Below are 25,867 nucleotides of genomic sequence, written 5' to 3'. Positions count from 1 at the left end.
AATACAGATGAGGACTTTTTTGCGTTACGGTTCAACCGGTGTTTCTTCACGTGTGCGTACGAAAACCGGTTTTCCTTGGACATCAGTATCAATCACAAAGGAACCATTAGAGTAGCGATCACCTGTCGGGTGGTTCACAGGCGTTAACGTGATCACTTTATCGGCATCGGTTAACACATCCAGACGCGTGTTGTCATCGACTTGCATCATGGCGACAATGCGGTGCGGATCACGCTTTAATTCGCGTAAAACAAGCAATCCGCGGCGAGCACGGCTCATTTGACCGACTTCGCTTAACGCCATACGTTTAAACGCACCACGCTGAGTCAAAATGCCCACCACTGCTTTTTCTGGTTGCTTAACTAAAATAAAGTTAACTACCTCATCTTCCGGTTTGAGATCCATACTTTTGACCCCAGTAGCCCGAGCACCGACCGTGGAAACTTCAGCCAGTGGGAAGTCGAGTCCATACGCATGTCGGCTGACAACAAAAACATCCTGGGCTTGATCGGTCGTGAAGTAAGCATTGGTAACCACGGCACCCGGTGTTTTCAATTTCATTGCCATCATTGGTTTGCGTTTATACGTGCGCTGCGGCTGCAAATCACTCAATGCCGTCTGCTTAATGTAGCCGTCACTGGAGCCAAGGACAAAGGTACCAGCAAGATCTAGCTGATCAAAAGCAAAGACTGCCAAAACCTTTTCATCGGTTCCCAAGCCAACTGTCTGGCTTAAATGTTCCCCAGTGTCCTTCCACCGCGCATCGCTAATTTCGTAAACGGGCCGATAAATGATATTACCGGCATTCGTGACAATGTAAAGATGTTGCAGGGTGCTTAACTCTCCGGTAAAAATCGCCAAATCATTGGGTTTTAAACCGTTATCTTCAGGATCAACAGCTTGGTAACTACGCAAGGAGCTGCGTTTGACATAGCCGTCGCGTGACACCTGGACCATCACGGTTTCATCAGCCACTGTGACCGTCGTTGCCACTTCGAGCGTTTCAATCTCGGCTTGAATACTGCTGCGCCGATCATCCCCGTACTCTTTAGCAATCCGTTTAAGTTCTTTTTCAATCACCCGATCACGCGAAGCCGGCTGCGCTAGAATGTCTTGATATTCGGCAATCGCCTTGGCCAGTTGTGCCGCCTCGTCCTGCAAAGCGGTAATGTCGGTATTCGTCAACCGATATAACTGCAAGGAGACAATGGCTTCAGCCTGCGCTTCGGAAAAATCAAATTGTTTGACCAAATTGCGTTTGGCATCCCCTTTATCTGAGGATGCACGAATCGCCGCAATGACTTGATCCAAAATGGACAACATTTTAATCAAGCCTTCAACAATGTGCTGCCGTGCCTGCGCTTTGTTTAACTCATAACGTGTCCGGCGTGTGACCACATCACGGCGATGCGCCACATAAGCTTCCAACATCGCCTTGAGCCCAAGCAATTTCGGTTGCATATCGGCAATCGCAACCATATTAAAGTTATATGTGATTTGCAGATCGGTATTTTTGAAGAGGTAATTCAAAATTCCATGGGCATCCGCTTCTTTTTTCAGCTCAATGACAACACTTAAGCCGAATCGATCACTTTCATCGCGAACTTCAGCGATACCGTCGACTTTTTTGTTAAGTCGTAGTTCATCGATTTTTTTAATCATTTGGGCCTTGTTGACATCATACGGAATTTCAGTGACCACAATCTTCTCGCGGCCGCCGCGAATGGTTTCGATGTGGGTGCGTGAGCGAACGACAATCTTTCCCCGGCCGGTTTCGTATGCCTGCTTGATCCCGTCAAGCCCTTGGATGATGCCGCCGGTTGGAAAATCGGGTCCCTTAACATACTGCATCAAGTCGGCTAAGTCAGCTTGCGGATGTTTTAGCAAATACAAGATAGCATTGACGACTTCCCGCAAATTATGCGGCGGGATTTCGGTCGCATACCCTGCAGAGATCCCGGTAGCACCGTTGACGAGGAGATTAGGAAAACCCGCTGGCAGTACAGTCGGTTCCTGGGCAGTGTCATCAAAGTTTAAAACCATATCAACGGTTTCTTTATCAATATCCGCCAGCATTTCCTTACTGATCTTGCTTAGCCGCGCTTCTGTATAACGCATCGCTGCTGGCGGATCCCCATCCATTGACCCATTGTTACCGTGCATCTGAATTAACGGTGCGCGTAGTTTCCAGTCTTGGCTGAGCCGCACCATCGCTTCGTAAATCGAGCTATCGCCATGAGGATGATAATTACCCATAACATTACCGACACTCTTAGCTGACTTGCGAAATCCTTTGTCATAAGTGTTGCCGTCTTGGTTCATCGCAAATAAAATGCGTCGTTGGACCGGTTTTAACCCGTCACGAACATCTGGCAGTGCGCGTTCTTGAATAATATATTTCGAGTACCGGCCAAACCGGTCGCCCATGACCTCTTCTAAGGTCAACTCTTGAATCTGATTGGCCAATGGCTTTTACTTCCTTTTCTTATCTAATTGCTTGACGATTTGCTTAGCTCCGAATTGCAACTTTTCATGGTTTGCCGTTGGAGTTTCCAGAATACTGCCTTCATCATCCAGATCAAACTTCACGTGATGTTCAATCCATTCACGCCGCGGTTCAACGCGATCGCCCATCAAAGTCGTAACCCGGCGTTCTGCCAGCTGCGCATCGTCAATCCGAACCCGAATCAGTGTCCGCGTTTCGGGATTCATCGTGGTCTCCCATAGTTGATCGGCGTTCATTTCGCCAAGCCCCTTAAAGCGGGTCAAGGTATAGCCTTTGCCCATCGCCTTGGTTTCCTTAGCTAGCTCTTCATCCGTCCACGCATAGCTGATCTTCGTTTTAGCGCCAGCACCTTTTTGCAAGCGGTACAACGGCGGCAGTGCGATATACACACGCCCGGCATCGATTAACGGCCGCATGTATCGGTAAAAGAAGGTCAACAGCAGGATCTGAATGTGCGCACCATCAGTATCGGCATCGGTCATAATAATGATCTTATTGTAGTTAGCCTGCTGGATGTCAAAATCGGCACCGACACCGGCGCCAATGGTATAAATCATGGTATTGATTTCTTCGTTTTTGACGATATCCTGCAGCTTGGCTTTTTGCGTATTCAAAACTTTCCCGCGTAATGGCAAAATTGCCTGGAACTTACGATCGCGTCCCTGCTTGGCAGAACCACCGGCGGAATCCCCTTCGACAAGATACAGTTCGTTGCGCTTAGGGTTTTTGGTCTGTGCCGGGGTCAGTTTACCGGAAAGCAGCCCCTGATCCTTTTTGCGTTTGCGCCCGGTCCGACTGTCATCACGGGCTTTGCGGGCGGCTTCACGAGCATCGCGGGCTTTGATGGCTTTGCGCACGAGTTCTTGCGATTCTTCGCCGTTTTCCATCAAGAAGGTGGCAAGGTGGTCGTACACAATCCCATCGACAACGGTCCGTGCCTGAGGCGTCCCCAACTTGCCTTTGGTCTGGCCTTCAAATTGTAAGATCTCTTCCGGGATGCGGACACTCAAAATACCCGCAAAACCTTCGCGGACATCGCTGCCTTCAAGGTTCTTATCGCGGTCTTTCAATAACCCGACTTTCCGGGCGAATTCATTAAAAGCACGCGTCATCCCACTGCGCAATCCGATTTCATGCGTGCCGCCATCACCAGTCCGAACATTGTTGACAAATGAAATAATGTTTTCAGAGTAGCCATCATTATATTGACCGGCAAAATCAACGACAATGCCGTCTTTCTTGCCTTCAAAATTAATGACTTGCGATAAGGCGTCCTTACCTTCATTAAGGTACTTCACGAAACTAACCAAACCATCCGGATAATGATACTGATCATGCTTACCGGTCCGTTCATCGGTTAAATTAATGGTGATCGCCTTTAATAAAAACGCGGATTCGCGCAGTCGTTCGGCTAAGGTATCGTAATTGAAAACCGTGGTCTGGAAAACAGTCGGATCCGGCTTGAACGTAATGGTAGTGCCATTGGGTTCGTTAACCTTGCCCAACTTCTGCAACCCGCCATCAGGATGTCCGCCATTAATAAAATGCTCTTCAAAGGCGTGTTTGTCCCGGACAACCCGAACTGTCAATGACTCAGACAGCGCATTGACGACACTTGAGCCGACACCGTGAAGGCCTCCTGATGTTTTATAACTATTCTGGTTAAACTTACCCCCAGCGTGCAACACCGTTAAGATGACTTCGATGGTCGGCTTACCACTAGGATGCATTCCTGTTGGCATCCCCCGACCATGATCTTGCACGGTCACAGAATTATCGGCGTGAATCGTGACATTAATTTCATCCCCAAACCCCGCGAGCGCTTCATCGACTGAGTTATCCACGATTTCATAAACCAAATGATGTAACCCGCGGCTATCGGTGGAACCAATATACATCCCGGGACGCTTACGAACGGCTTCTAATCCGTGTAGCACCTGAATGGATGAATCATTATATGCTTGCGTTGCTTTGTCCATAATAAACTCCCTTTTTGAAACAACTAATTTATAGAATACACCACGCAGAAGCGGAGGGCGAGCGCAGGAACGTTTAAGAAAACCCAATTTCTGTGATCACCGGCAAAATATCACAGTCAAAAACGCCTGTATGAAACTGTCAAGATGCAATATAGTTCACAGATCGAATGTGTGTTCGTATTATTTTACCGGCGTATCCCTCAAAAGTCAAAAATGCTAAAATAGTTTTTAGTCTGAGAGGAGGGGCACATTTGGTACTTGTGCTTTGTTTTATACTTGCCTATTTCATCGGCGCCATTCCGTTTGGGGTGGTCGTTGGCAAACTATTTTATCATACGGATATTCGCCAAGGTGGCAGCCATAATATCGGAACCACCAATGCTTACCGGATGTTAGGACCGGTCGGCGGTACCCTAGTCTTGCTATTGGATATTCTAAAAGGAACACTGTCTGCCAGTTTACCGATTTTATTTGGGATTGACCACCACTGGCTAATCTTGGTTGTCGGGTTGGCAGCGGTATTGGGGCATACTTTTTCGATCTACATTGGTTTCAAAGGCGGAAAGGCTGTCGCAACCAGTGCCGGTATTTTGTTAGCGTATAACCCGCCATTTTTCTTCATCGCCTTTGCCATCTGGTTTAGCCTGATCTTATTAACGTCCATGGTGAGTGTGGCCAGTACGCTGGGGATGGTGATTATCACGTGCTGGTCATTGGTGTATCACGATTGGCTACTGACGACAGTTGCTTGCGGCTTACTGGTTGTCTTTTTCATCAAACATCGCGCCAATTTCAAACGCATCAAGGCCGGTGACGAAAATATGGTACCGTTTGGGCTCGGCCTATACCTGCGCAACCAACATCATCATGACTAATCACCCAAATACCTGACAATCAAAAAGACATCCCTTGGCGGATGTCTTTTTGTAATGGCACAACAATCTTCGTTAACAAGCTTCGTTAATCGGTTAGAAAATGCTAATCGTGTAGCCTTTCTCAAAAGCCGTTCCCGGTTCCAAACGGTTGATGCCGAGTTTCTTGGTCAAATCTCCGGTGGTGCCGATCGTATCCGCAATGCCCCACCACGGTTCGATGCAGACAAAATCACCGGTCTTAGGGTAAGGACTCCAAACACCAAGGTAAGGGGCGTCTTCCATGGTCACACTGACACCGTGCTTGGTTTCATCAGAAAGTAAATTGAAGGTGGTTTTACCAAGCGGCGCAAAAATAAGCGCATCATTTTTAAACGTTTCGTGTGTGAGCGCCAGGTTGGCATCGGTCGCAGCCAAAGTTCGATGACTGTAATCAATACCTTGCCCAGCAACAAGCGGAATCTGCACCAGGGACTTACGCGGCTTGAAGTTCATGTAATAGTCCGCAAACTCGGTATCCGGCGTCATGGGAACGTTAAAACCCGGGTGTCCACCGATGCTGAAGTATAACGGTTCCGTTTTAGCGGGGTTATCGACGTGGTAGGTGACGTGCAGGTTATTATTTTCTAGCGCATAGGTAATGATGAGCCGAAAAGCAAACGGAAACATCGCCCGCGTTTTGTCATCGTCTTTGAGCACGAGACTGGCTTTAAAAGGCGTTGCGGACACAACCGTAAAGTCACGATCACGCGCAAATCCGTGTTGCCCCATATGGTAAGTCTTGCCAGCGTATTGATATTGCTGATCAGCCAACGCACCGACAATTGGAAATAAAACCGGTGCATGGCGTGGCCAAACTTCAGGATCAGCCTGCCATAGTCGCTCACGGCCAGTCAGATTATCCTTAATACTGGTCAATTCAGCACCATGCCGACTGATGTTAACCGTTAAAAAGTCATTTGCAATCGTTACCATACATTCTCATCCTTTACCTAACAGTTCTTCAAAGTTACCTTACAAAATATAGCGCGTCATGTTGCTATCCGCGGCGATATGCCCAATCTTGTCGTCAACATACTGCTGGGTAACCGTGACGCTGCCCATCGCCATATCCGGACCTTCATAAAGCACATCTTCCAACAGTTTCTCGAGAATCGTTGCCAGTCGCCGGGCACCGATATTATCGGTATCATGGTTGACCTGAGTGGCGATTTCTGCGATACGTTCAACGGCCTCTTTCGTAAACGTGATTTTGACCCCGTCTGCGCCAATTAAGGCAATGTATTGTTTAATCAACGCATTGTCCGGCTCGGTCAAGATCCGCACGAAATCTTGTTCCGTTAGATCTTTTAACTCAACGCGAATTGGAAAACGTCCTTGCAACTCAGCAATCAAATCGCTTGGCTTGGCTTCTGCAAACGCGCCCGAGCCAATAAACAGAATGTGATCCGTATTAATCGGTCCGTATTTGGTGTTAATCTGTGAGCCTTCAACAATCGGCAAAATATCGCGCTGCACGCCTTCACGGGAAACTTCACCGCTCGTGTGTTTATCACCGGCTGCAATTTTATCAATTTCGTCGATGAAAATGATGCCGTTATTTTCCGCGCTTTGAATCGCATCATGATAAATATCGGCATGATTGACCAGTTTATCAGACTCTTCTTTGATGAAGATTTCGCGTGCTTCCTTGACGGTCATCGTGCGTTCAACTTTTTTCTTCGGCATCAAAGCGCCAATCGTGTCACTAAGGTCAATACCCATTTGGCCGTACATATCACTCATGCCGCCGCCTTTTTTCTCGTCATTGACGGCAACGGTAATTTCACGATCCTCTAATAAGCCTTTTTCCAATTGCTCCGCCACGCTTAAACGGCGATTGCGAATATCATCCGTCACTTCACCGCCAGCATCAGCATCGTCACCCGCGGGCATCTTGCCATTTTGCATGCCTTGCAACATGCTCATCATTTCCGCCATGGGATTGCTATTTTTTTCTTTGCGAATAGCCGGTACCAAAATTTTAACCAGCCGCTTGTTAGCTTCTTTTTCCGCGCGAACCCGGACTTTTTTAAACTGCTTTTCTTCCTCCATGGCAACCGCCGTTTCGGCAAGATCCCGCACCATCGATTCAACGTCGCGGCCAACATAGCCGACTTCAGTGAATTTAGTCGCTTCAACTTTAACAAACGGTGCTTCCACGATCTTGGCTAAGCGGCGGGCAATTTCAGTCTTCCCGACCCCGGTTGGCCCGATCATAAGCAAGTTCTTAGGCGTGATTTCTTCTTGCATCTTCGGCGACAACTGCATCCGCCGATAGCGATTATACAAAGCCACCGCCACGGCCCGTTTCGCCTCATCCTGACCAATCACATACTGATCAAGCTTTTCTACAATTTGCTTCGGTGTTTGTACTTCTACCATGGGAACCTCCTAAAAGAAAGTGAGCGTGAGCCAGCGCGGTTAGGGATCGGAGTGTAAGCGGCCTTGGGCGTGATGGCCGGTCTTTGGCCATTGCGACCAAGGTCCTTACACGCAGATCCCTGCGCTGGCGAACGCGTTATGGAGCGTGAGCCAGCGCGGTTAGGGATCGGAGTGTAAGCGGCCTTGGGCGTGATGGCCCGGTCTTGGCCATTGCGCTTAAGGTCCTTACACGCAGACTTCTGCGCTGGCGAACGCGTTATGGAGCGTGAGCCAGCACGCAATAAGCCTTTACATCCAGACCTCTGCACCAACGAACGCCCTATAACGCAAACACACACGCCCTAGAAACTCTCAACGATAATATTATGATTTGTAAAGATGTCAATATTACCAGCGATATTAACCGCTTCTTTAGCAATATCAGCCGGCGTCATGTCTGGTGAATGCCGCAACATTGCAATTGCGGCCGCTTGGGCAAAATTACCGCCCGACCCAATCGCAACCACGTCCTCGTCTGGGTCAATGACTTCTCCAGACCCTGAAACAAGCAGCAAATCATGCTCATCCATGACGATCATCATGGCCTCAAGTTTTTGCAAGGTTGGATCTTTACGCCAGTCTTGAGCCAAGGCGACAGCCGAACGTCGTAAGTTACCGGAATAATGCTCTAGTTTCTTTTCAAACCAGTCTTGAAGCGTAAACGCATCGGCGACCCCGCCGGCAAAACCGATAACGACCTGATCATGATAGATTCGGCGTACCTTTTGGGCATTGCCTTTCATGATCACTTTTTCGCCCAAAGTAACTTGGCCATCGCCGGCTAAAGCGGTCACGCCATCTTTTCTCACTGCTGCAATTGTTGTCATGGTATGCTCCTTTTTTGTTTCTTGATATCGGATAATCAATCAGAACTGGCAGTGTTGTTAAATCTGCCAATGTTCATACTTTAAAAAATTCGTCGTGCAATTACATCGTGCTTTAGTCTTAATTATGCTTCGGATAATATTTCATATATTCGTTTTTCAAATGCGCCATCGTCACGTGAGTATAAATCTGCGTCGTCGACAAACTTGCGTGCCCCAGTAACTCCTGAACCGTGCGCAAGTCAGCCCCGTGATCCAGCATATGCGTGGCAAAGCTATGGCGGAGCATGTGGGGATGAATATTCGCGGTCAGACTCGTTTGCTTGATTAATTGATCCAAAATATATTCAATACCACGTGCAGTAATCGGTCGGCCATACTGGTTGACGAACACAAATCGGTGCTGGGCATCGTGCTTGTTCATCAGTGTCTGGCGACCGTCTTTGAGATAGGTCTGCAACGCACGCTGGGCATAGCGGCCAAACGGCACATAGCGATCCTTGTTGCCTTTCCCGTGAATCAGCAATAAGCCGGTATTAAAATCCACTTGATTCAACGTCAAGTTAGCACACTCGGAGACACGAATGCCGGTACCGTACAAAACCTCGAGTAATGCCCGATTACGTTGATCCAACGGGGTTTCCCCTTCTACCGTTTTAAAGAGTTCCTGTATTTCCGCCTCATAGAAAAACTGCGGCAAATGATGATGCTGCTTTTTTAACTCAACCAATTCAAACGGGTTGCGTTTCACAACATCAATCCGAACAAGATACCGATAAAAACTCCGTAAACTACTGATTTTACGGGCAATGGAAGTTCGCGCCAACGCCTGCTTGTTCAAGTCCGTTAAATAGGTTTGAACGTCCAAGTCGTCCACTTTGCTAAAGTCGGTAAACCCACCATTCGCCTTAAGAAAAGCCTGAAATTCCTGAATGTCGTTTAAATAGGCCGTAACCGTTTCCGGCGAATACTGGCGCTCAACGGTTAAGTATTCCTGAAACGCTGCAAGTGGCTTCATCACGACATCCCTCCGCTTAATAGATTAACATAAAAAGAACGATTGTTGACGTTTTCAGCCACTAAACCTGCCGTAAATGTAGGCGAAGACAGGCAAAAAAATTGCAATCCGCCACCATTATTCGCTCATTGACTGCTTGGTGAACATGACGACCCGTGATCATGAAAAAATCCCGGTTACCCGAGATCATTTTCCAATTTTAGGACTGATGTACGCTTTGTAATTCAGTTTGAAAAGTTGCCAGATCATTCAATGCGCGCTCTGCCAGTTGTTGATTCCGTTCTTTTTTATTCCGAACCTTGATTGCTAACGGCGGCATAATACCAAAATTAGCATTCATCGGCTGAAAGTGGCTCGGCGAGGTGTGGGTAATATAGTGTGCCATAGCCCCCATCGCAGTTGTTTGCGGAAAAGCGATGGGCGTTTGCCCCAAAGCCAGACGCGCCGCATTGGTACCGGCAATCAGGCCACTAGCCGCGCTTTCAACGTAACCTTCAACCCCGGTCATCTGCCCGGCAAAGAAGAGATCAGCCCGGCGTTTGGACGCATAAGTCGGCTCAAGAACCACTGGCGATTTCATAAATGTATTGCGATGCATCACGCCATAACGGACGATCTGAGCATGTTCCAGACCCGGAATCATGCGGAAAACCCGCTTTTGCTCACCCCATTTAAGGTGCGTTTGAAAACCAACAATGTTATAAAGACTGGCTGCGGCATTATCCTGACGCAACTGCACCACTGCATATGGCGTCTTGCCGGTTTTGGGATCTTCCAGGCCAACCGGTTTCAGCGGACCAAATAGCATGGTTTTGATCCCGCGCTTGGCCATTACCTCAATTGGCATGCAACCTTCAAACACCGTCATCTTTTCAAAATCGTGACCTTCAGCAACCTCAGCTGTCACCAGCGCCTTGTAAAATGCCTGAAATTCTTCCTTATTCATCGGGCAATTCAAATAAGCAGCCTCACCCCGGTCATAACGCGATTTTTTATAAACGATGTCGTTATCAATCGTGCTGGCGTCGATAATCGGCGCCGCAGCATCAAAGAAGGACAAGCCTGCTTCGCCATTCAACGCAACAATCGCATCGGCAAGCCCCGGTGCTGTCAATGGTCCGGTCGCCACAACGGTTATGCCAGCCGGAAAATCGGTTAATACGTCATGAATGACATGAATACGGGGATGGTTTGTCAGCTGCCGGGTCACCAGCTCGGAAAAAGGCTCGCGATCCACGGCTAGCGCACCACCGGCAGGAACCGCGGTTGCATCGGCACTTTGCATGATAATGGAATGCAGCCGCCACATTTCTTCTTTTAAAAGTCCGACCGCATTAGTAATTTGATTAGCGCGCAGTGAGTTCGTACAGACGAGTTCGGCAAAATTACCGGTGTGATGTGCCGGCGTCATCTTCACGGGGCGCATTTCGTAGAGATTAACATCGACGCCGGCTTGGGCAATTTGCCAGGCAGCTTCTGAACCGGCAAGCCCGGCTCCAATAACGTTAACAGTAGGCATCATGAATTCCTCCTTGGTGAGGTTATTAATTTGATTGAATGGATCACTGATCTTAAGACGTTCATCTTGGTTGTGTTTGGTTATTTTTAAGCGATTCTGCTCGTACTTTGCCTTAGTGTACCCGAAAAAAACAGCAGGTACAAAGGATCCGTACTTGCTGTCAGGTGATTTATGCTTTTTGTAAGGCTTCTTTGTAATCGTTGTTAGGACAGACGACTTGGGTGCCGGCTTTGGATTTCTTTTCGACTAAGAAATGTCCGCAAACCGGGCAGTCGCGGCCGACTGGTTTATCCCAGGAAACAAAGTCACAGTCAGGGTAACGGGAGCAGCCATAAAAGACACGGTTACGCTTGCTCTTGCGTTCCACAACCTGCCCTTTGTGACACTTAGGACAAATAACGCCGATTTCTTTGACGATCGCCTTGGTGTTGCGGCAGTCAGGGAATCGAGAGCAGGCGTAGAATTTGCCATAACGCCCCATTTTGATCACCATTGGCGCGCCACAGATATCGCAGTTAAAGCCGGCCGGTTCATCCTTGATTTGGATTTTTTCAATCCCGGTCTCGGCGTGCGCAACCTCTTTTTCAAATGGCTTATAGAACTGGTCGATGACTTTGACCCAATTGGCCTCGCCGGTTTCGATACTGTCAAGTTCGGATTCGACATTCGCCGTGAACTTGATATTGACGATGTCCGGGAAAAATTCAACGATCAGACTATTGACGATTTCGCCTAATTCCGTGGGCTCAAAGCGGCGGGCGTTGAGTTTGACGTAATAACGCTTCTGAATGGTTTCGATGGTCGGTGCATACGTCGATGGGCGGCCAACCCCGTTTTCTTCCAGAGCCTTAACCAAGTTGGCTTCAGAATAACGTGCCGGTGGTTGGGTGAAATGTTGCGCCGGATCGGTTTTCAGCATCTTCACAGCATCTCCGACTGCAAGCGGTGGTAAAACGTTATCCTTTTCACCGCTATCTCGCGAGGAAACGTATAGCTTGGTAAAACCTTCAAACTTCATCTGGCTGCCATTTGCCCGGAACGTCACGTCATTTTGATTGAGCGTGACGGCGACTGTGTCAATAATCGCCGGCGTCATTTCGCTAGCAACAAAGCGACTCCAGATCAAACGGTACAGTTTCATCTGATCTTTATCTAAAACCGACGCCAAGCTTTCCGGTGTTCGTAGCGTACTCGTTGGCCGGATGGCTTCATGGGCATCCTGAGCCCCTTCTTGAAGCTTACCTTGGCGAATTTTGACAGCAGCATAAGCCTCGCCATACTTTTCATGCAAATAATGACTCGTTTCGGTTTTGGCAACGTTGGAAACCCGGGTTGAATCAGTACGCATATACGTAATGAGCCCAACCGTACCCAACTTACCGCCTAAGTTAATCCCTTCATAGAGCTGCTGGGCTAACATCATGGTCTTACGAGTGCGGAATCCTAGCTTACGGTTGGCTTCCTGTTGCAAGGTACTGGTGGTAAATGGCGGTGCAGGGAAACGTTTGCGTTCTTTTTTAACCACATTGGTGACGGAAAATGGCTTTGCCTTGTCAATCTGACTTAAGACTTTTTGAACCGCCTCATTGTTCTTCAGCGCCATTTTCTTGTTTTTGATGCCATAAAAACTGGCGGAGAATTTCTTACTGCGGCCTTTTTGGAATTCGGCATCCAAGGACCAATATTCTTCAGGAATAAAGTTCTTGATTTCATTTTCACGGTCAATGATGAGCTTTAACGCAACGCTTTGAACCCGACCGGCACTCAGGCCCTTTTTGACCTTCTTCCACAACAGCGGGCTGATCGAGTACCCCACGAGCCGATCGAGAATTCGGCGTGCTTGTTGCGCATCGACAAGATCCATATCGATACCACGAGGGGTTTTAAATGCATTTTTAACGGCATCTTTGGTGATTTCGTTAAAAACAACCCGATTCTTGGCATTCGGATCCAGTCCTAAGATATGACTGACATGCCAGGCGATTGCTTCTCCTTCACGATCCGGATCGGCGGCGAGATAAACGCGGCTGGCTTTTTTTGCGTCCTTTTTTAAAGATTTAATCACATCGCCTTTACCCCGAATCGAGATGTACTTGGGTTCGTAGTTATTTTCAACATCGACGCCCATCTGACTCTTAGGTAAATCACGGATATGGCCTAAACTGGCAACAACTTTATAGGTGCGGCCAAGATACTTCTCAATGGTCTTGGCTTTGGCTGGCGATTCAACAATGACTAACTTCTTGTCGGCCATGAACGCGCTCCTTCCGGTGGCATTGCTACAATAAGCAAGCCCTGTTTAATTTGTGCGGGCTGACGATTCACCGTCAACGCTTCATGAGTTTCAGCTAGGCAAAAAATTTACGGTGCGTCCCGATGCTCAAAACTGGGCCATCTTGCCTGCTGGCTCAAAACAGTTGCTATCATAAGCTAGTCATTTTGCTCTTGTCAAATCAAACGAAAATTTTTCTACTATAAAGTAAGCAGATTTTGACACTTTACGGGTAAAAATGCAGATTTTCTACTAAGGTTTCCGGACCGGTGACAATGGCGGCCCCTGCTTGAATTAATGCGTTGGTGCCTGCACCTAGCACATCGCCAAACCGATTGGGCAGCGCAAAAACTTCGCGATTATGTTGCAAGGCATAGTTAGCCGTAATCAGACTGCCGCTTTTAATTTCGGCTTCGGTCACCATGACGCCATGCGCTAAACCGGCAATGATGCGATTACGCGCCACAAATTGAAAGCGTTGCGGTGCTGTTCCCGGAGGATATTCGCTTACAACCAATCCCACCCGACTAATTTGTCGCTGTAAGCTGCGATTCTTAGCCGGATACACTTGATCGATGCCGTTAGCAATCACGGCAATCGTCGGTAGTCCGGCTGCAAGTGCCGCTTCATGCGCCATACTGTCAGCACCAGCGGCTAACCCACTAACAATTGTCATGGGCGGTAATTGCGGAAACAGTCGCGTCAGTGCTTCAGCTGAATAGTTGGTTGCCTTCCGCGAACCGACGACACCTAAAGTTAATTGATTGATTAAGCCGAGATTGCCTTGATAAAAGAGGACAGACGGTGGCTGCGGGATTTCGCGCAGCCGCGGAGGATAGGCAGTATCAACAAACGTCAGATACGGGGTCTCGCGTGCTGCACTTAAAATTCGTGCAACTGCTGGCGTTAATTTCTGCTTGAGGTCATTTTGATAGGTACTCAAATCAGCTTTTTCCAAAATAGCTTGCTGCAAACTGACCGCCAAGCGCGGATTCTGATGGGTAGCCAAGTGCCATGCTAATAAAAAATCACGTAATGTCATGCTGTCTTCCTCCTACTTGAACATTACGCGAATATTTTAAGAAATATCTAGGATTTCAGACAATGTCTTACGGGGCCAAAACTGCGCCGGTGAATCGGCGTCACCCCATGTGCAGCTAATCCGGCTAAGTGTGCTTTCGTACCATAACCCATGTTGTCTTTAAAATCATAGCCCGGGTAAACCTGATCGTACATCACCATTAAGCGATCCCGAATGACTTTGGCGACAATACTTGCCGCCGCAATGCTGATACTATTGGCATCCCCTTTGATGAGCCGTTCTTGCGGCAAATTAACGGGGACATGCATGGCGTCAACCAGTAAAAACTCTGGGGCAACCCGCAAATGCGAAACTGCTTGTGCCATCGCTAGCTCCGTCGCATGGTAAATATTTTCCCGATCAATTTCGTGATTATCTGCCACCCCGATGCCAACCGCAATGGCTTCCGTCAAAATATGCGGATACAAGACATCTCGTTCATGCGCTGTCAGCTGCTTAGAATCGTTCACCGGCCATTTAAACTGATGCGGCAAGATAACGGCGGCGGTGACAACTGGGCCAGCAAGCGGTCCGCGCCCTACTTCGTCTAACCCAGCAACATGGGAATACATTGTCCATAACTTACGCTCATATCTACTACGATATCGTAAGGCAACCGCTTCTGCTGCTTGATGGTCCTGTCGGCGTTGATAAGCCGCCAAGAGTTTCCCCGCCCCAATCCGACTATCCTGCTCCAGTGCCATTAAAACCGCGGGATCAACATGATCAGCTTGTAAAAGAGCTTTATATTCACTCAGCGTCGGCATCTAATTCACCCGGTTTCTCTAACGTAAATCGACCTAACTTCCCTTGGCGCGCATCGAAAATCAGCCGTTCCGCCATCCGATTAAATTCCTCACCAAATCCTTGCGTTTTCGTTAGTTTTACCAGTACTTCATGCGGTGCAGCCTGCAGATCCGTGTCAGTCAGATGATATGCTTTTTTCAACGCCTCCGGATAGTGCGCCATAAAATAGGTCAGTCCATACAAACCAACCACATCCTCCTGGAAAACAGCATCGGCAATTGCTCCCGTGAATGCCAAGCGCATCCCGATTGTCTGGGAGGCAAACTTTGGCCAAAGAATTCCGGGCGTATCAAGTAATTGAAAGTTGTCGCTCGCTTTTAGCCATTGTTGATTCTTGGTTACCCCGGGCTTGTTGCCGGTCACCGCGATATTTTTTCGAACCAACCGATTCAAAACCGTTGATTTCCCAACGTTAGGAATACCAATACACATTGCCTTAATCATGGGATTGCGAATTCCGCGGGCTTTTTTCCGCGCAATCTTTTCCGCCATTAACTTCGCGGCCGCTTGGGGGATCTGCTGTAGCCGCTTAGCATGTTGTGCATCAATCGCAATCGCAGCAAAGCCTTGTGTTTGATAATACCGAACCCATTCATTCGTCAGTACAGGATCAGCCAAGTCCTGCTTGTTTAAAATGATAATCCGCGGTTTATCACCCACCAATTCATCTAACATCGGATTACGTGACGATTCAGGCGTTCGAGCATCAACGACTTCAAGAATCAGATCAACTTGTTTAATTTTTTCCTGTACTTGCTTACGGGCCTTGGCCATATGACCGGGGAACCATTGAATTGCCAAAATATTTCAAACTCCTTTTATTTACAATTTAAGGCAGCAACGTATTTTTGAATATAGCGGGCTCTGTCCTTAAAGCGATACTGCATGACATAGCGTGGGTGCTCTAATGGGACAATGCTACCAAAGAAATGATACGTCTGATTGATACTTGTTAGCACCTTAAAATTCTCGCCACTACCAATACAGTAACAAACTGAGGTGTCTACGCCTAATTTGATTTGCTCCTGCAATGAAGCAACTATGAATGGCATTAGTCTATCCTTAATCACGTTAGTTTCATAATAATTACTATTTATCACGTTTCCTTTAGCACTTATTTTACTTAACCCCAAAGGACAAGCAAAGCTCATGTAGAAGTCACTATAAAATTTTCTCTTGCCACCATATTGCTGCATTACATCATATAAGAAGTTTGTTGACGATGGCTTAATCTGGAACTTCGCCACAGCGATACCTGTCTCTGCTTGTAACTCGGCTGCATCTTCAAAGGGAACCCCCGTTATGGCAGTGCCTTTTCGCGCTGGCGAGCTCCCCAAAATTAATCGGCGCTTGTGATTATCATTAAAATATTTATGATAAAAAGCTGCCGTGATCTGGTCAACTGCATGCTTCTGCTCTCCGCTATATGGATTCACCAACTGATAGCTACCAGGTAACGTCATTTTGACGCTTGCCAGTCGTTGATGAAGGGTTAGAACTTTGGTGGCGAAATTCGCTTGTTCATTCATTTAGACTCCTCGTTTGCAAATAGGTCTCAATTAGTGCGTTATTGCATTAGCACGATGACTATATTTTAAATATTGCCACGGTCAAACAACGGCGTGAACTTTTAAAACCACTATAACCACCGTCAGATATTACGACAAGCACAACCATGTAAAAAATCTATGGTTGGTCATTGAATTTAGCCAAACATAGATTTTTCCTTCATAATTTTCTTTACTGCCTATTCTTGGACCTGCGATATTCAGGATACTTCCTTTGCTCACTGAGCCAAAACTCCCTAAGATACTTCACTGGATAAGGAACAACGGTGTACTGACCACTGCGCACAAACTCAACACTCATCATTGCTGCAAGTTTAGGAAATAAATTATCAATCATTTCATCATCGCCAGTTAAAGGTAACAGGCGGCGTAATGTTACTGCCCGAGGAATTCTTGTCTGTAGCGATCGGCTGCTGCCAACAAAATAAAACGCATTAAATCCCAAATTACTGTCCTCAATTCGTGTAAGTCCAATCCACTTCATTCCGGTAAGTGGCGAATTAGGCATTTCTCGTTGCAGCGTTGTCTTCAGTGTAAATGAAGCATTGGCCTCTAAAAACCGATTAACTTGTTTCATGCCATTTTTACGTGGTGTTAGGTCTTGGGCACGTGCTGCAGTGTCCAATTCTTTTAGAGTAAAGGAAACAGGCATACCGACTATAACTTGTTGTAATATTTTATACGCCGCAGCCAACTGTTCATTGTCGGAAATTAGAGATCGCAGTTTATTCAGCTCGTTCAGAATCTTTTCTCGTGAGAGGATTCTTTTTGGGTTATTCAGGCTTAGTTGTTTCCTAATTCGATCCCCATCAGGCATCACAGTACGATTGAGTTGTTGAATCAGGACTTGATTACCTTCAAACTCAACAACACATTCAACGCTATCCCAAGCGAATTGCTTTTTTGCAGAAAAAATACTAAAGAAAACTAGTTGACAAACTCGGGTAAACTCATCATCCTGTTCCAACCAATTTAAAGATACCTTTTTTTTAGAAAATACCATCTCCTTCTTGGATGTAAAACTTAGCTTAATCACCATTACCTCGGGATCAGGTGACTCATGCAGAAAGTAAAAATAATAAAAACTAAATGCTAGCGTCTTAATTGCTAATGCTTCTTCCACGAACTCCAAGCGCTTTCGTGCCAAGTCACGCTTAATGCATAGTTCTTGGATAAGTTTAATGATCGAGACATCACGACCCGGGTCCTTATCTTTCCCGGTAACGCTTGGTTTCCACCTAACCTCTTCGTCACCATTGCGATAATTGCCAAACTTTTCAACGGTTACATGTTGAATAATTTGATCTTTTGCGCTGATTTCATAATAGTCCTTTGCTGTTCCTTCACGTTCATCACGAATAACTTGTATATTGAGTCCAGATTGGGCTTTCGACATACGTTTAATTTGAATCTTGCTTTCTTTTACAATGTAACTTTTCATCAGCTCGATTGCCATGCGATCAGCTAAACCTGTACTTAATTTATCGTCAGGTTGCGCATATATGGTAAGTTGACTGCCAGCAATCTGCTTCCAAATAGCTTGGGTTTCGTTAAGTTTCGTACGTGAATATTGTTCTACCAAACTTTTATGAAAAGTAACTGGACGAGTCAAATACGCTTTCTCATTTCGATTAAGATTGTTCAAAACTGTCTGGGCAATCCCTACCTTACTTTGCAAAAACGATGACTCATCTTGTAGAGACAAAAACTCAACAGAATTGCGATTCCGTTTCCGGTTCCCGCGAACAAAGTAAGGCCCATTTGTTGGTTGATAACAACGGACTAACCGCTCATGTTCAGCATCAATTTTATAGATTGGTTTATCCCACTTAAATTCTGCTGTCTCCGTGTATGTTTGAACTCTGAGTTCCAGATCCTGTTCCCAGTTAACCTTCACGTTTATTGCAAAACATTGTAGCCGCATATCTGAACATTGCTGACACCAATTCTCTTTTACAACGAGAAGCTCAGGTGTTTTGCTTGCTTCTGACAAACCAGGACTGTTGGCAGTCTGTTCATTAACTAGCAGCTGAAGTAAGTGGTTGGGGAAAATCCTGAATTGACTTTTATTTTCCAGCAAAATCTCGCGAACATTCAGATTATCGTCATGTGACAACATAGGTAATTCTTTGAACATGAGCAGATATTTACCTTTTCCTATAGCTGTGAGCGCTTGGGGCATGCATGAGCCAATTAGACGGTTATAACTAGCATAAGCATTATTAGCAACTTTGACTAGCAGAAAATGAAAGTCAGCCTGCAACTGCAACATGTTAATCCCATAATCAAGTTTAGTTGTCTGTACCATTGTCTGCATTGTTATTGAAAAACCTCCCTATTTGGAATTGCTGCTCAGTGGTTAAAGCAATCTGGCCGTCATGGGTAATCAACCCGGAGACTTCAAGAATTTTGCCATCAACTGTCATAATCAGTTTTCCCTGATTAATCGCTACGACATTAATAATAATCGCTCGCCATTTTTTCTTAGTATTAAGTTCCAGTCGGTTTAACTTGTCTTCAACCTTTTCTCGTTCCTTATCAGCATTCACACGTGGCATCGCATGCCAGTTTTTGAAATCAATAGCCACTTCTCCTTGCCATTGAAAATCAAATAACTCATTATTTTCTAAGTCATGAAATACATCTGATTCAATGTTAAAAATCTTCTGTATCATAAATTTACCGCTAAACTCGCCGATAAAACCACAATAGTTATAAAACTGGATTGGATTCAGAATTCGCTCATTAGGCTTCCATTCCGTTGCGATACCTTCTGCTTCAAATGCTTCTTTTAGACCGGGAAAATGACACATTGCAAGCAACCCCGACGCTTCGGCAGAAATTTCCATGCCACTGCCACCAAAATCAAAGTGACCACTATCACGTTTTGGCGCCTTAACCTCGTAAGAGTTACATGACCTCTCATTACACAAGTATTGCAACCCACGTTCATCTTGATATTCTCTAATAATCTTACTCTCGATTAATTCTTTATTTGAACAAGTTGGATGCTGTGCATAAAATAGTCGTAACCTTCGATAAAATTGCGCTGTTTCGGGATCCTTCTGTAAATATAATGCCATCAAAAAAAGGTCCCGATAGGTGTAAAATGTTGCATTTGCCTTCGCATGTTCTACGCGCGATCTTTCATAGTTTGGATTTTGCCTTCCTGAGAATTCAAGCAACGTGCGATATTCAAGACTTGTCCCACTCAGATCGATTCCGCTACCGGTGATGTTTGAAATCACCTGAGGATCTACAATTATTCGTAAGGTTGGCATTTTATTAAAAGATCGGTTCATTCTCCCCAATGCTTGAATGATCGTTCGTGAATAACTGACATAGAGACTGCGGGCATTTTTAGGGTGGGGTTGGGGAATTTGCTTTTGCAGATAATTCAAAAACGTCATCAAGTCATCAACGCTTATCTCATTATTATCAAGGAGGTACTGGCGCTCTATAACAGTGCGAAGTCCAGACGCATCCATTTTAAAAGGCAAATTGCTGCCAAGAATATGCGTGACATCTGCTAGATAAACACCTGCTAAATCAACGGTTTTTTGCCTTGGATCATCTTTAGCGGCATTTTTGGGGGCGATATTTATAACGTTTTTTCGTTCGAATTCGTTCATTTGATGTTGCAGATTTTGTCCGATTCCAATTGTCTGATAAGCACTTAGAATATAGACACGCTTATTTTGATTGCTAGGAAGACTTAAGGCATTTTCTAGCTGTTCTTCAATGCTGCCACTTTTGCGTGATGAAACAATCCTTAGTTCTGTATTTATTGCTGTCGATGACCCTATCCGCTGTTTAAGTTTCTCAAAAGTATCAATGATATACTGTTCATTCATTTCGCTTCCACCACTCGGGAGTAACGACTGCAAGCCTAGAAACGAAGTCATCAGTGGGTCATTCAGAAAGATTTTAAAGCTATTAAATAGATTTAAATATCGTTGGCGATAATAATCCTTACCGCCTTTCCGACCACCAGCGCAAACCATACTTATTTTCTGTTCTAAAATAGCATCTAATGTTCTAATATCGGTTTTATCAACGCTAGAACGATCTGTTTCTAAGATCTCTGAGAAAGACCGGTTGATGCCGCTTATTTCCGGTTTGATGTGAACGTTACCTTTGATATATCTCGCTTTGAAATCGAATTCTTCACGCGTAGTTTTGCTCAGGTAATCGGCACCATTCAATAAACGCGGGCCAAGCATATCTCGAAGGTATTCCAAGTCATAATTATCAAGAACAGTGGGTAAAGTAGCCGTCGCTGAGAGCCCTAAAACATTAGCCTTACTCAGTATATTCAGCAAAAAACGTTCCGGAGTCACAGAAAAAAAGGAAGCGTTGATCTCGGTCCGTAATTCATGTTGAGCATCATTTGTAAATTGAAATAAGCTAAGCCCCCGCTGCTGAAACCGGCGACTACTATGTGGATAGTATGAAAGCTTAATCCCACCTTGATTTGAAAAAGTGTAGCTGAGCGAAAGTAAGACTCTAGCTTGCACTTGTGACAAACCTAAAGCGTTGTAGACAGTATAACAAGCGTCTTCAATCGTCATAGCTTCATCAATTGGCGATAGCTTTCTGTTCCTCAACTGTTGGTATTCCCTAGCCCGCTGTAAAATAAAGCCACTTACACCCCGAAGAAATGCAGAAATTATCGGCAACATCCGATGAAAATGCAGATCATCACGGATTTTTTCACCGACAACCACTTGCCTCAAGTTCTCGTCAAAATAGGCATGCAATTTCTCGCCTTTGCTGATCAAATCTGTCTGGGCAAAATGGATGACAAACCCAGAGTTCCCTTGTTTCTTTTGTGTTTTGTATAAAAAATCCAATTTGAACTCCGAGCGTAGTGCATTAGCGTCTTTCATAATTTTTCGGAATGTATCCCGGACCGTGAAACTTTTAATTAGTTGATCCGGCAATTTTTTATTGTTAATTTTACTAAGCCCCAGTTTACAATTCAAGTGCAACACCCTGACGACTAGACCATAAAGGCCATGAAGACCTATTCTTGTTAGTGCTAGCTAAACAAGAAAGCAGGAATCTTCATGACCCACTCTCAGACTAACACCCACAAGCATTACCAACAACTCAGTTTTAGCGACCGTGCTACAATTCAGGCCCTTCAGGCTGCTGGTGACACCGCGACCGTGATTGCACAGAAGCTTCATCGCAGTAAAGCGACAATCTCACGAGAAATCACGCGTGGATCTGTAACTCAGCTCGACTCGAAGCGTCACTCGCATCAAGTCTATCTTGCGGAAACTGCCCAAGCCATGCACGACCGTAAACGCGATAGAACCGGTCACTACGCCTTTCTTAAGACCGGCCGTGCGTTCTTCAAGGCTCTCGCCAGGGAGCTTACTCGTAAGCCGCGCGTACACAGCGTTGATAGCTTCGTACACTTCTATCGCGACCAGGGCAAGGCTTGCCCTTCAACGACAACTGTGTATCGCTACATCGACGCCGGGCTGCTTGAGCTAGACAACATGACACTTCCCAAGAAGCTCCGACGCCGCATCAAAGGCTATAAGAACGCCCACAAGCGCAAGAATAAGAAGATATACGGCGACTCAATCGAGTTGCGTCCTGCGGCCGTGAATGACCGCACAGGCGTGGGACATTGGGAAGGCGACTTGGTCAAAGGTATTCGCTTAGCTGATGAGCCAGCATTAATGACGCTCACAGAACGGTACAGCCGGACTGAGATCATCGTCAAGATTCCTGACTATCATGCGGGCACCTGCCTTAAAGCCTTGCAGGACACGATCGACGACTACGGGGCCAAGGAATTTGAGAGTATCACTTTTGACAATGGTTCCGAGTTTGCCAAGTTATCAGAGATTGTTGGAACCCAGATTTACTTCGCACATCCGTACTCGCCTTGGGAGCGTGGCACAAACGAGAACGCCAATGGACTGCTTAGGGAATTCTTCCCGAAAGGGAAGTCTCTCAGAGCAGTTACCCTGGTTGAAATTCAAGCAGTCCAATCCGCACTGAACCATCGTCCCAGACGTATTCTGAACTATCTTCGCCCATGCGATTACTACCGATGCATGGCGTAACAGCCTAGACCACTATCAAGAATTCGTTATCATCGTTGCACTTGACTTGAAAATTGAGGTAATTTTACTAAGGCCTTCATATAGAGCATCAAACAATGGCAATAAATCAACTTGAACTTTTAATGCGTCCTCAATTGAATTATCTAAAATCTGCTTCTTTGTGCTATCAAACTCGTCAAGAACAACCAAAGAATTTGATAGAATTGGTGAGAACTGAAAAGATTTCGAACTTTTTTCAAAGAAGGGCGTATAACCTTTTATGAACTTTGATGTTGTTAAAATGATTATTTTTCTTTTATCTAAGTCAATTGTGGGAAATGTGTTATTTAGCCATTCAGAATCTGCTTTTGCTTGCTTCAGGACATAATCTCGAATTGTATTTTTCTGAGTCGGATTAAGTTTAATCTGTAAGTTGTCCGATTTTGTATCTAATATTGGTTTTATATTGGCATGGGATTTTTCTCCCAAAACCGCTATAACTGCACAACGAACCTGGTACTCAGCATTATTCAATAAATTCCAAGATGTCTTTGAGTCAATAGCATCGTTCTGAAGCATCTTATAACACTGAAAGGTCTTTCTTAGTTTTTCAATATTCTTTTTAAATATAGGCGTCTCTCGATACATTCCAGGAATCTTTTTGTGATCCCAGTCGTGAATCAAGCGTTCTACCGTATCTTCCAAAGAACGCACAACCCCAATGCGTTCACTGAATGTTCCTTTATGTTCATCCGCGACTTGATTCCAAGCAGCTTCAAAGTCCTGTAATTTCAGATTCTTTTTCTGATCGGTTACAAAAAAGGCCCTAAAGTTTTCTTGTTCTACCGCGTATTGGCATAATGCTTGGATCACGGAATAACTCTTTCCAATACCTGTGGGGGCATTCAACAACATCAGCCTATACAATGGTATTTTGGATTGTAGCTCAGTAATCATTTCCTTAAAATCTAAAGTTTGCATATTTAATCCTGCTTTTCTATTTAAAATCTATTAACCAGTAACACCTAAATACTTTTCCTACCGCACCGATTAAAAGTCGATTCAAGCAATGTTAGCGGTTTCATTAAGTGCTTTAATCATAGTTTCTATAATTTATGATGTCAATAAATTTTCAGGGATAAGTACGGGGTTGCTCCTTAACAAGTCCAAAATCTCAGATTAAAAAACGCGCCCACACCCTCAAAGGCATGCGCGCGCATTGATATTGATTCAAACGAGCTATTTCGTAACTTCCTTGATAGCAGCCGCTACCATCGGATCATCCTTCGTTAACTGATCACTGAGCTTTTGTGCCAGTGCGGCTAAGGTGTCCTGATCGGCAGTACCGCTTGCGTCCAGCTTGTTGGCCTCCTGGAAGGATTTAACAGCGGCCTGGGTCGCATCATCGTATTGACCGTTGACCGTAGCTGAGCCGATCTTTAAGGCTTTTAGCATCTGTTGCAGCGATTTCACATCACTGCCCTTGTCACCGGGTTTGAGTTGGGTTGCATTGATTAACGTTATTTTGGCTGCTGCGGGGTAAGCAACTTTCACATCAGGCGTTAGGCCTTTGTGGTTGATCCAGGTGCCATCTGGCGTTAACCATTTGGCAACGGTCAGCTTGAGTTCTTTGTTGCTGCTCATCTCGCCGACATTTTGAACGGTTCCTTTACCAAAACTCTTTTCGCCAACTAGCGGAATTTGACTGTTCTGGTGCAATGCTGCTGCGGTGATTTCACTGGCAGAGGCGGAATTACCATCAATAAGCACCGCGGTTTTTTCAGTCACTTTGAAGCCGCCATCAAGCTTTTTGCCTGCTTTATAGACTTCCTTTGCACCATTGCGATCTTCAATCTGCATGACGGTCTGACCGTTTTTGGAGAACATCGAGCTGATTGACAAAGCAGCCGTCATCATCCCACCCGGATTTTGCCGTAAGTCCAGGATAAAGGATTTAGCGCCTTCTTTGCGTAATTTCTTAACAGTCGCTTTGAATTGCTTAACAGTCGGTTCGCTGAAGGTCGAAATCGTAATGACCCCAACCTGTTTATTCGCAGGCGCAAGTTTCCCAGTCACCGTGTCAACGGTAATCTTTTTCCGTTTCATGGAGAAGGTGGCCTGCTTGCTGCCGCGTTTAACGGTCACTGCTACTGTGGTGCCGATTTTGCCACGGATTTTGGCAACTGCTTGGGTAACAGTCTCTTTAGACACATCCTTACCATTCACTTTAAGCAGCACATCGCCGACCTTCATACCTGCTTTTTTCGCCGGTGTTCCCGGTAGAATGCTGGCAATAGAAAGGTTGTTGTGATCCTGCTGAATGGTTGCACCAATCCCGCCAAATGAAGCAGAAATGGTGTCGTCTAAATTGGTTTTGTCATTGTTTTGCAAATAAACCGAATATGGGTCATCAAGGGAACTTAACATGCCCTTGATCGCGCCATCAGTCAGTTTGGTTGTGCTGACCTGTTTATAATAATTATTCGTAACCGTTTCATAAGCCGAAATCACCGGTGCTAAGGCTTTGGGAACTCCGGTTTTAAGGACAGACTGTTGTGCTTGCTGATATGACAGGGCATAACCACCTGCCGCACCGCCACCAAGCGCAACTAGGAATAAAACAATGACCGCCCACAATGGCACCTTGTGTTTATTGATATGAATCGCCTCCTGTGCTTTCACTGGCTTCGTAATCACGGTACGTTTCGTCAAAAATGGCCATCGTCGGTAAATAATTACCGTTGAGTTCTAAATAATCACTTAACCGATGATAATCTTTTTCATGTTTCGGAAAGCTTTGATCCAGGAAAGCATTTTTGGCAAATTCCGCTACCTCGCTGTGGTCATTGGGGTTACGCAGCGTCATAAGATACTCGTAAAAAGTCCGATGCAT

General features: G+C 45.7%; 19 protein-coding genes. 2 read left to right on the top strand and 17 right to left on the bottom strand.

Annotated features, from left to right (window positions below; translation table 11 throughout):
- Positions 1 to 24 precede the first annotated feature (24 nt).
- The gene (parC, locus tag EL173_RS07395; RefSeq protein WP_005689333.1) at positions 25 to 2,466 is read right to left on the bottom strand and encodes a DNA topoisomerase IV subunit A; all 2,442 of its coding nucleotides are present in this window, start codon (positions 2,464 to 2,466) and stop codon (positions 25 to 27) included.
- 6 nt (positions 2,467 to 2,472) lie between these two features.
- Positions 2,473 to 4,485: a DNA topoisomerase IV subunit B gene (parE, locus tag EL173_RS07390; protein ID WP_005688009.1), complete on the bottom strand. Its 2,013-nt coding sequence runs from the start codon at positions 4,483 to 4,485 to the stop codon at positions 2,473 to 2,475.
- Positions 4,486 to 4,736: 251 nt separating this feature from the next.
- Here parE and plsY point away from each other — a divergent pair, with 251 nt between their 5' ends.
- Complete coding sequence (gene plsY / locus EL173_RS07385; RefSeq protein WP_005715612.1) at positions 4,737 to 5,360, top strand: glycerol-3-phosphate 1-O-acyltransferase PlsY; 624 nt, start codon at positions 4,737 to 4,739, stop codon at positions 5,358 to 5,360.
- A 93-nt stretch (positions 5,361 to 5,453) separates the two neighbouring features.
- On the opposite strand, the gene EL173_RS07380 is transcribed toward plsY, so the two are convergent.
- The 12 genes from EL173_RS07380 to EL173_RS07325 form a co-directional block, all read right to left on the bottom strand.
- Positions 5,454 to 6,332, bottom strand: coding sequence for an aldose 1-epimerase family protein (locus EL173_RS07380; RefSeq protein WP_005689329.1), 879 nt, complete (start codon positions 6,330 to 6,332; stop codon positions 5,454 to 5,456).
- 39 nt (positions 6,333 to 6,371) lie between these two features.
- A complete protein-coding gene (gene hslU, locus EL173_RS07375) occupies positions 6,372 to 7,781 on the bottom strand; it encodes an ATP-dependent protease ATPase subunit HslU (RefSeq protein ID WP_005710545.1) in 1,410 nt (469 codons plus the stop codon).
- 341 nt (positions 7,782 to 8,122) lie between these two features.
- Positions 8,123 to 8,647: an ATP-dependent protease subunit HslV gene (hslV, locus tag EL173_RS07370; RefSeq protein WP_005688016.1), complete on the bottom strand. Its 525-nt coding sequence runs from the start codon at positions 8,645 to 8,647 to the stop codon at positions 8,123 to 8,125.
- Between the two features lie 118 nt (positions 8,648 to 8,765).
- Complete coding sequence (gene xerC, locus EL173_RS07365; protein ID WP_005689322.1) at positions 8,766 to 9,662, bottom strand: tyrosine recombinase XerC; 897 nt, start codon at positions 9,660 to 9,662, stop codon at positions 8,766 to 8,768.
- A gap of 199 nt (positions 9,663 to 9,861) precedes the next feature.
- Positions 9,862 to 11,181 (bottom strand): methylenetetrahydrofolate--tRNA-(uracil(54)-C(5))-methyltransferase (FADH(2)-oxidizing) TrmFO, encoded by a 1,320-nt coding sequence (gene trmFO / locus EL173_RS07360; RefSeq protein ID WP_024305603.1) that lies wholly within the window; start codon positions 11,179 to 11,181, stop codon positions 9,862 to 9,864.
- A gap of 169 nt (positions 11,182 to 11,350) precedes the next feature.
- Positions 11,351 to 13,435 (bottom strand): type I DNA topoisomerase, encoded by a 2,085-nt coding sequence (gene topA / locus EL173_RS07355; RefSeq protein WP_005689318.1) that lies wholly within the window; start codon positions 13,433 to 13,435, stop codon positions 11,351 to 11,353.
- A gap of 244 nt (positions 13,436 to 13,679) precedes the next feature.
- A complete protein-coding gene (gene dprA / locus EL173_RS07350; protein WP_005689313.1) occupies positions 13,680 to 14,495 on the bottom strand; it encodes a DNA-processing protein DprA in 816 nt (271 codons plus the stop codon).
- 47 nt (positions 14,496 to 14,542) lie between these two features.
- Positions 14,543 to 15,301, bottom strand: a complete 759-nt coding sequence (locus tag EL173_RS07345) for a ribonuclease HII (protein ID WP_005689312.1) — start codon at positions 15,299 to 15,301, stop codon at positions 14,543 to 14,545.
- Entirely contained in the window at positions 15,285 to 16,145 is an 861-nt protein-coding gene (gene ylqF, locus EL173_RS07340) for a ribosome biogenesis GTPase YlqF (RefSeq protein WP_099981488.1), read from the bottom strand. Before ylqF ends, EL173_RS07345 begins: the two co-directional genes overlap by 17 nt.
- Before the next feature lie 14 nt (positions 16,146 to 16,159).
- Positions 16,160 to 16,870 carry a uracil-DNA glycosylase family protein gene (locus tag EL173_RS07335; protein WP_005689308.1) on the bottom strand — a complete coding sequence of 237 codons (711 nt, stop codon included), beginning with the start codon at positions 16,868 to 16,870 and terminating at the stop codon, positions 16,160 to 16,162.
- A 211-nt stretch (positions 16,871 to 17,081) separates the two neighbouring features.
- Positions 17,082 to 19,226 (bottom strand): hypothetical protein, encoded by a 2,145-nt coding sequence (locus tag EL173_RS07330; protein ID WP_019728420.1) that lies wholly within the window; start codon positions 19,224 to 19,226, stop codon positions 17,082 to 17,084.
- Positions 19,201 to 21,894 carry a hypothetical protein gene (locus EL173_RS07325; RefSeq protein ID WP_225356185.1) on the bottom strand — a complete coding sequence of 898 codons (2,694 nt, stop codon included), beginning with the start codon at positions 21,892 to 21,894 and terminating at the stop codon, positions 19,201 to 19,203. Before EL173_RS07325 ends, EL173_RS07330 begins: the two co-directional genes overlap by 26 nt.
- An 84-nt stretch (positions 21,895 to 21,978) precedes the next feature.
- Between EL173_RS07325 and EL173_RS07320 the strand changes: the two genes are divergently transcribed.
- A complete protein-coding gene (locus EL173_RS07320) occupies positions 21,979 to 22,995 on the top strand; it encodes an IS30 family transposase (protein WP_019728331.1) in 1,017 nt (338 codons plus the stop codon).
- A 15-nt stretch (positions 22,996 to 23,010) separates the two neighbouring features.
- Here the strand turns inward: EL173_RS07320 and EL173_RS07315 are convergent, their stop codons facing one another.
- From EL173_RS07315 to EL173_RS07305, 3 genes are all read right to left on the bottom strand, one after another.
- A complete protein-coding gene (locus tag EL173_RS07315; protein WP_020752223.1) occupies positions 23,011 to 23,955 on the bottom strand; it encodes a hypothetical protein in 945 nt (314 codons plus the stop codon).
- Positions 23,956 to 24,213: 258 nt separating this feature from the next.
- Positions 24,214 to 25,656 carry a S41 family peptidase gene (locus EL173_RS07310; RefSeq protein WP_014571326.1) on the bottom strand — a complete coding sequence of 481 codons (1,443 nt, stop codon included), beginning with the start codon at positions 25,654 to 25,656 and terminating at the stop codon, positions 24,214 to 24,216.
- Positions 25,625 to 25,867, bottom strand: coding sequence for a YozE family protein (locus EL173_RS07305; RefSeq protein WP_005686399.1), 243 nt, complete (start codon positions 25,865 to 25,867; stop codon positions 25,625 to 25,627). Before EL173_RS07305 ends, EL173_RS07310 begins: the two co-directional genes overlap by 32 nt.

Source organism: Lacticaseibacillus rhamnosus (assembly GCF_900636965.1).
GTDB lineage: Bacteria > Bacillota > Bacilli > Lactobacillales > Lactobacillaceae > Lacticaseibacillus > Lacticaseibacillus rhamnosus.
This window is presented reverse-complemented; position numbering and strand designations above follow the sequence as displayed.

Excerpts from the sequence above, each read along its gene's own strand:
- parE (WP_005688009.1), bottom strand. The coding sequence starts at position 4,485 with ATGGACAAAGCAACGCAAGCATATAATGATTCATCCATTCAGGTGCTA.
- EL173_RS07380 (WP_005689329.1), bottom strand. The coding sequence starts at position 6,332 with ATGGTAACGATTGCAAATGACTTTTTAACGGTTAACATCAGTCGGCAT.
- hslU (WP_005710545.1), bottom strand. The coding sequence starts at position 7,781 with ATGGTAGAAGTACAAACACCGAAGCAAATTGTAGAAAAGCTTGATCAG.
- hslV (WP_005688016.1), bottom strand. The coding sequence starts at position 8,647 with ATGACAACAATTGCAGCAGTGAGAAAAGATGGCGTGACCGCTTTAGCC.
- xerC (WP_005689322.1), bottom strand. The coding sequence starts at position 9,662 with ATGAAGCCACTTGCAGCGTTTCAGGAATACTTAACCGTTGAGCGCCAG.
- trmFO (WP_024305603.1), bottom strand. The coding sequence starts at position 11,181 with ATGCCTACTGTTAACGTTATTGGAGCCGGGCTTGCCGGTTCAGAAGCT.
- topA (WP_005689318.1), bottom strand. The coding sequence starts at position 13,435 with ATGGCCGACAAGAAGTTAGTCATTGTTGAATCGCCAGCCAAAGCCAAG.
- dprA (WP_005689313.1), bottom strand. The coding sequence starts at position 14,495 with ATGACATTACGTGATTTTTTATTAGCATGGCACTTGGCTACCCATCAG.
- EL173_RS07345 (WP_005689312.1), bottom strand. The coding sequence starts at position 15,301 with ATGCCGACGCTGAGTGAATATAAAGCTCTTTTACAAGCTGATCATGTT.
- EL173_RS07335 (WP_005689308.1), bottom strand. The coding sequence starts at position 16,870 with ATGAATGAACAAGCGAATTTCGCCACCAAAGTTCTAACCCTTCATCAA.
- EL173_RS07330 (WP_019728420.1), bottom strand. The coding sequence starts at position 19,226 with ATGCAGACAATGGTACAGACAACTAAACTTGATTATGGGATTAACATG.
- EL173_RS07320 (WP_019728331.1), top strand. The coding sequence starts at position 21,979 with ATGACCCACTCTCAGACTAACACCCACAAGCATTACCAACAACTCAGT.
- EL173_RS07315 (WP_020752223.1), bottom strand. The coding sequence starts at position 23,955 with ATGCAAACTTTAGATTTTAAGGAAATGATTACTGAGCTACAATCCAAA.
- EL173_RS07305 (WP_005686399.1), bottom strand. The coding sequence starts at position 25,867 with ATGCATCGGACTTTTTACGAGTATCTTATGACGCTGCGTAACCCCAAT.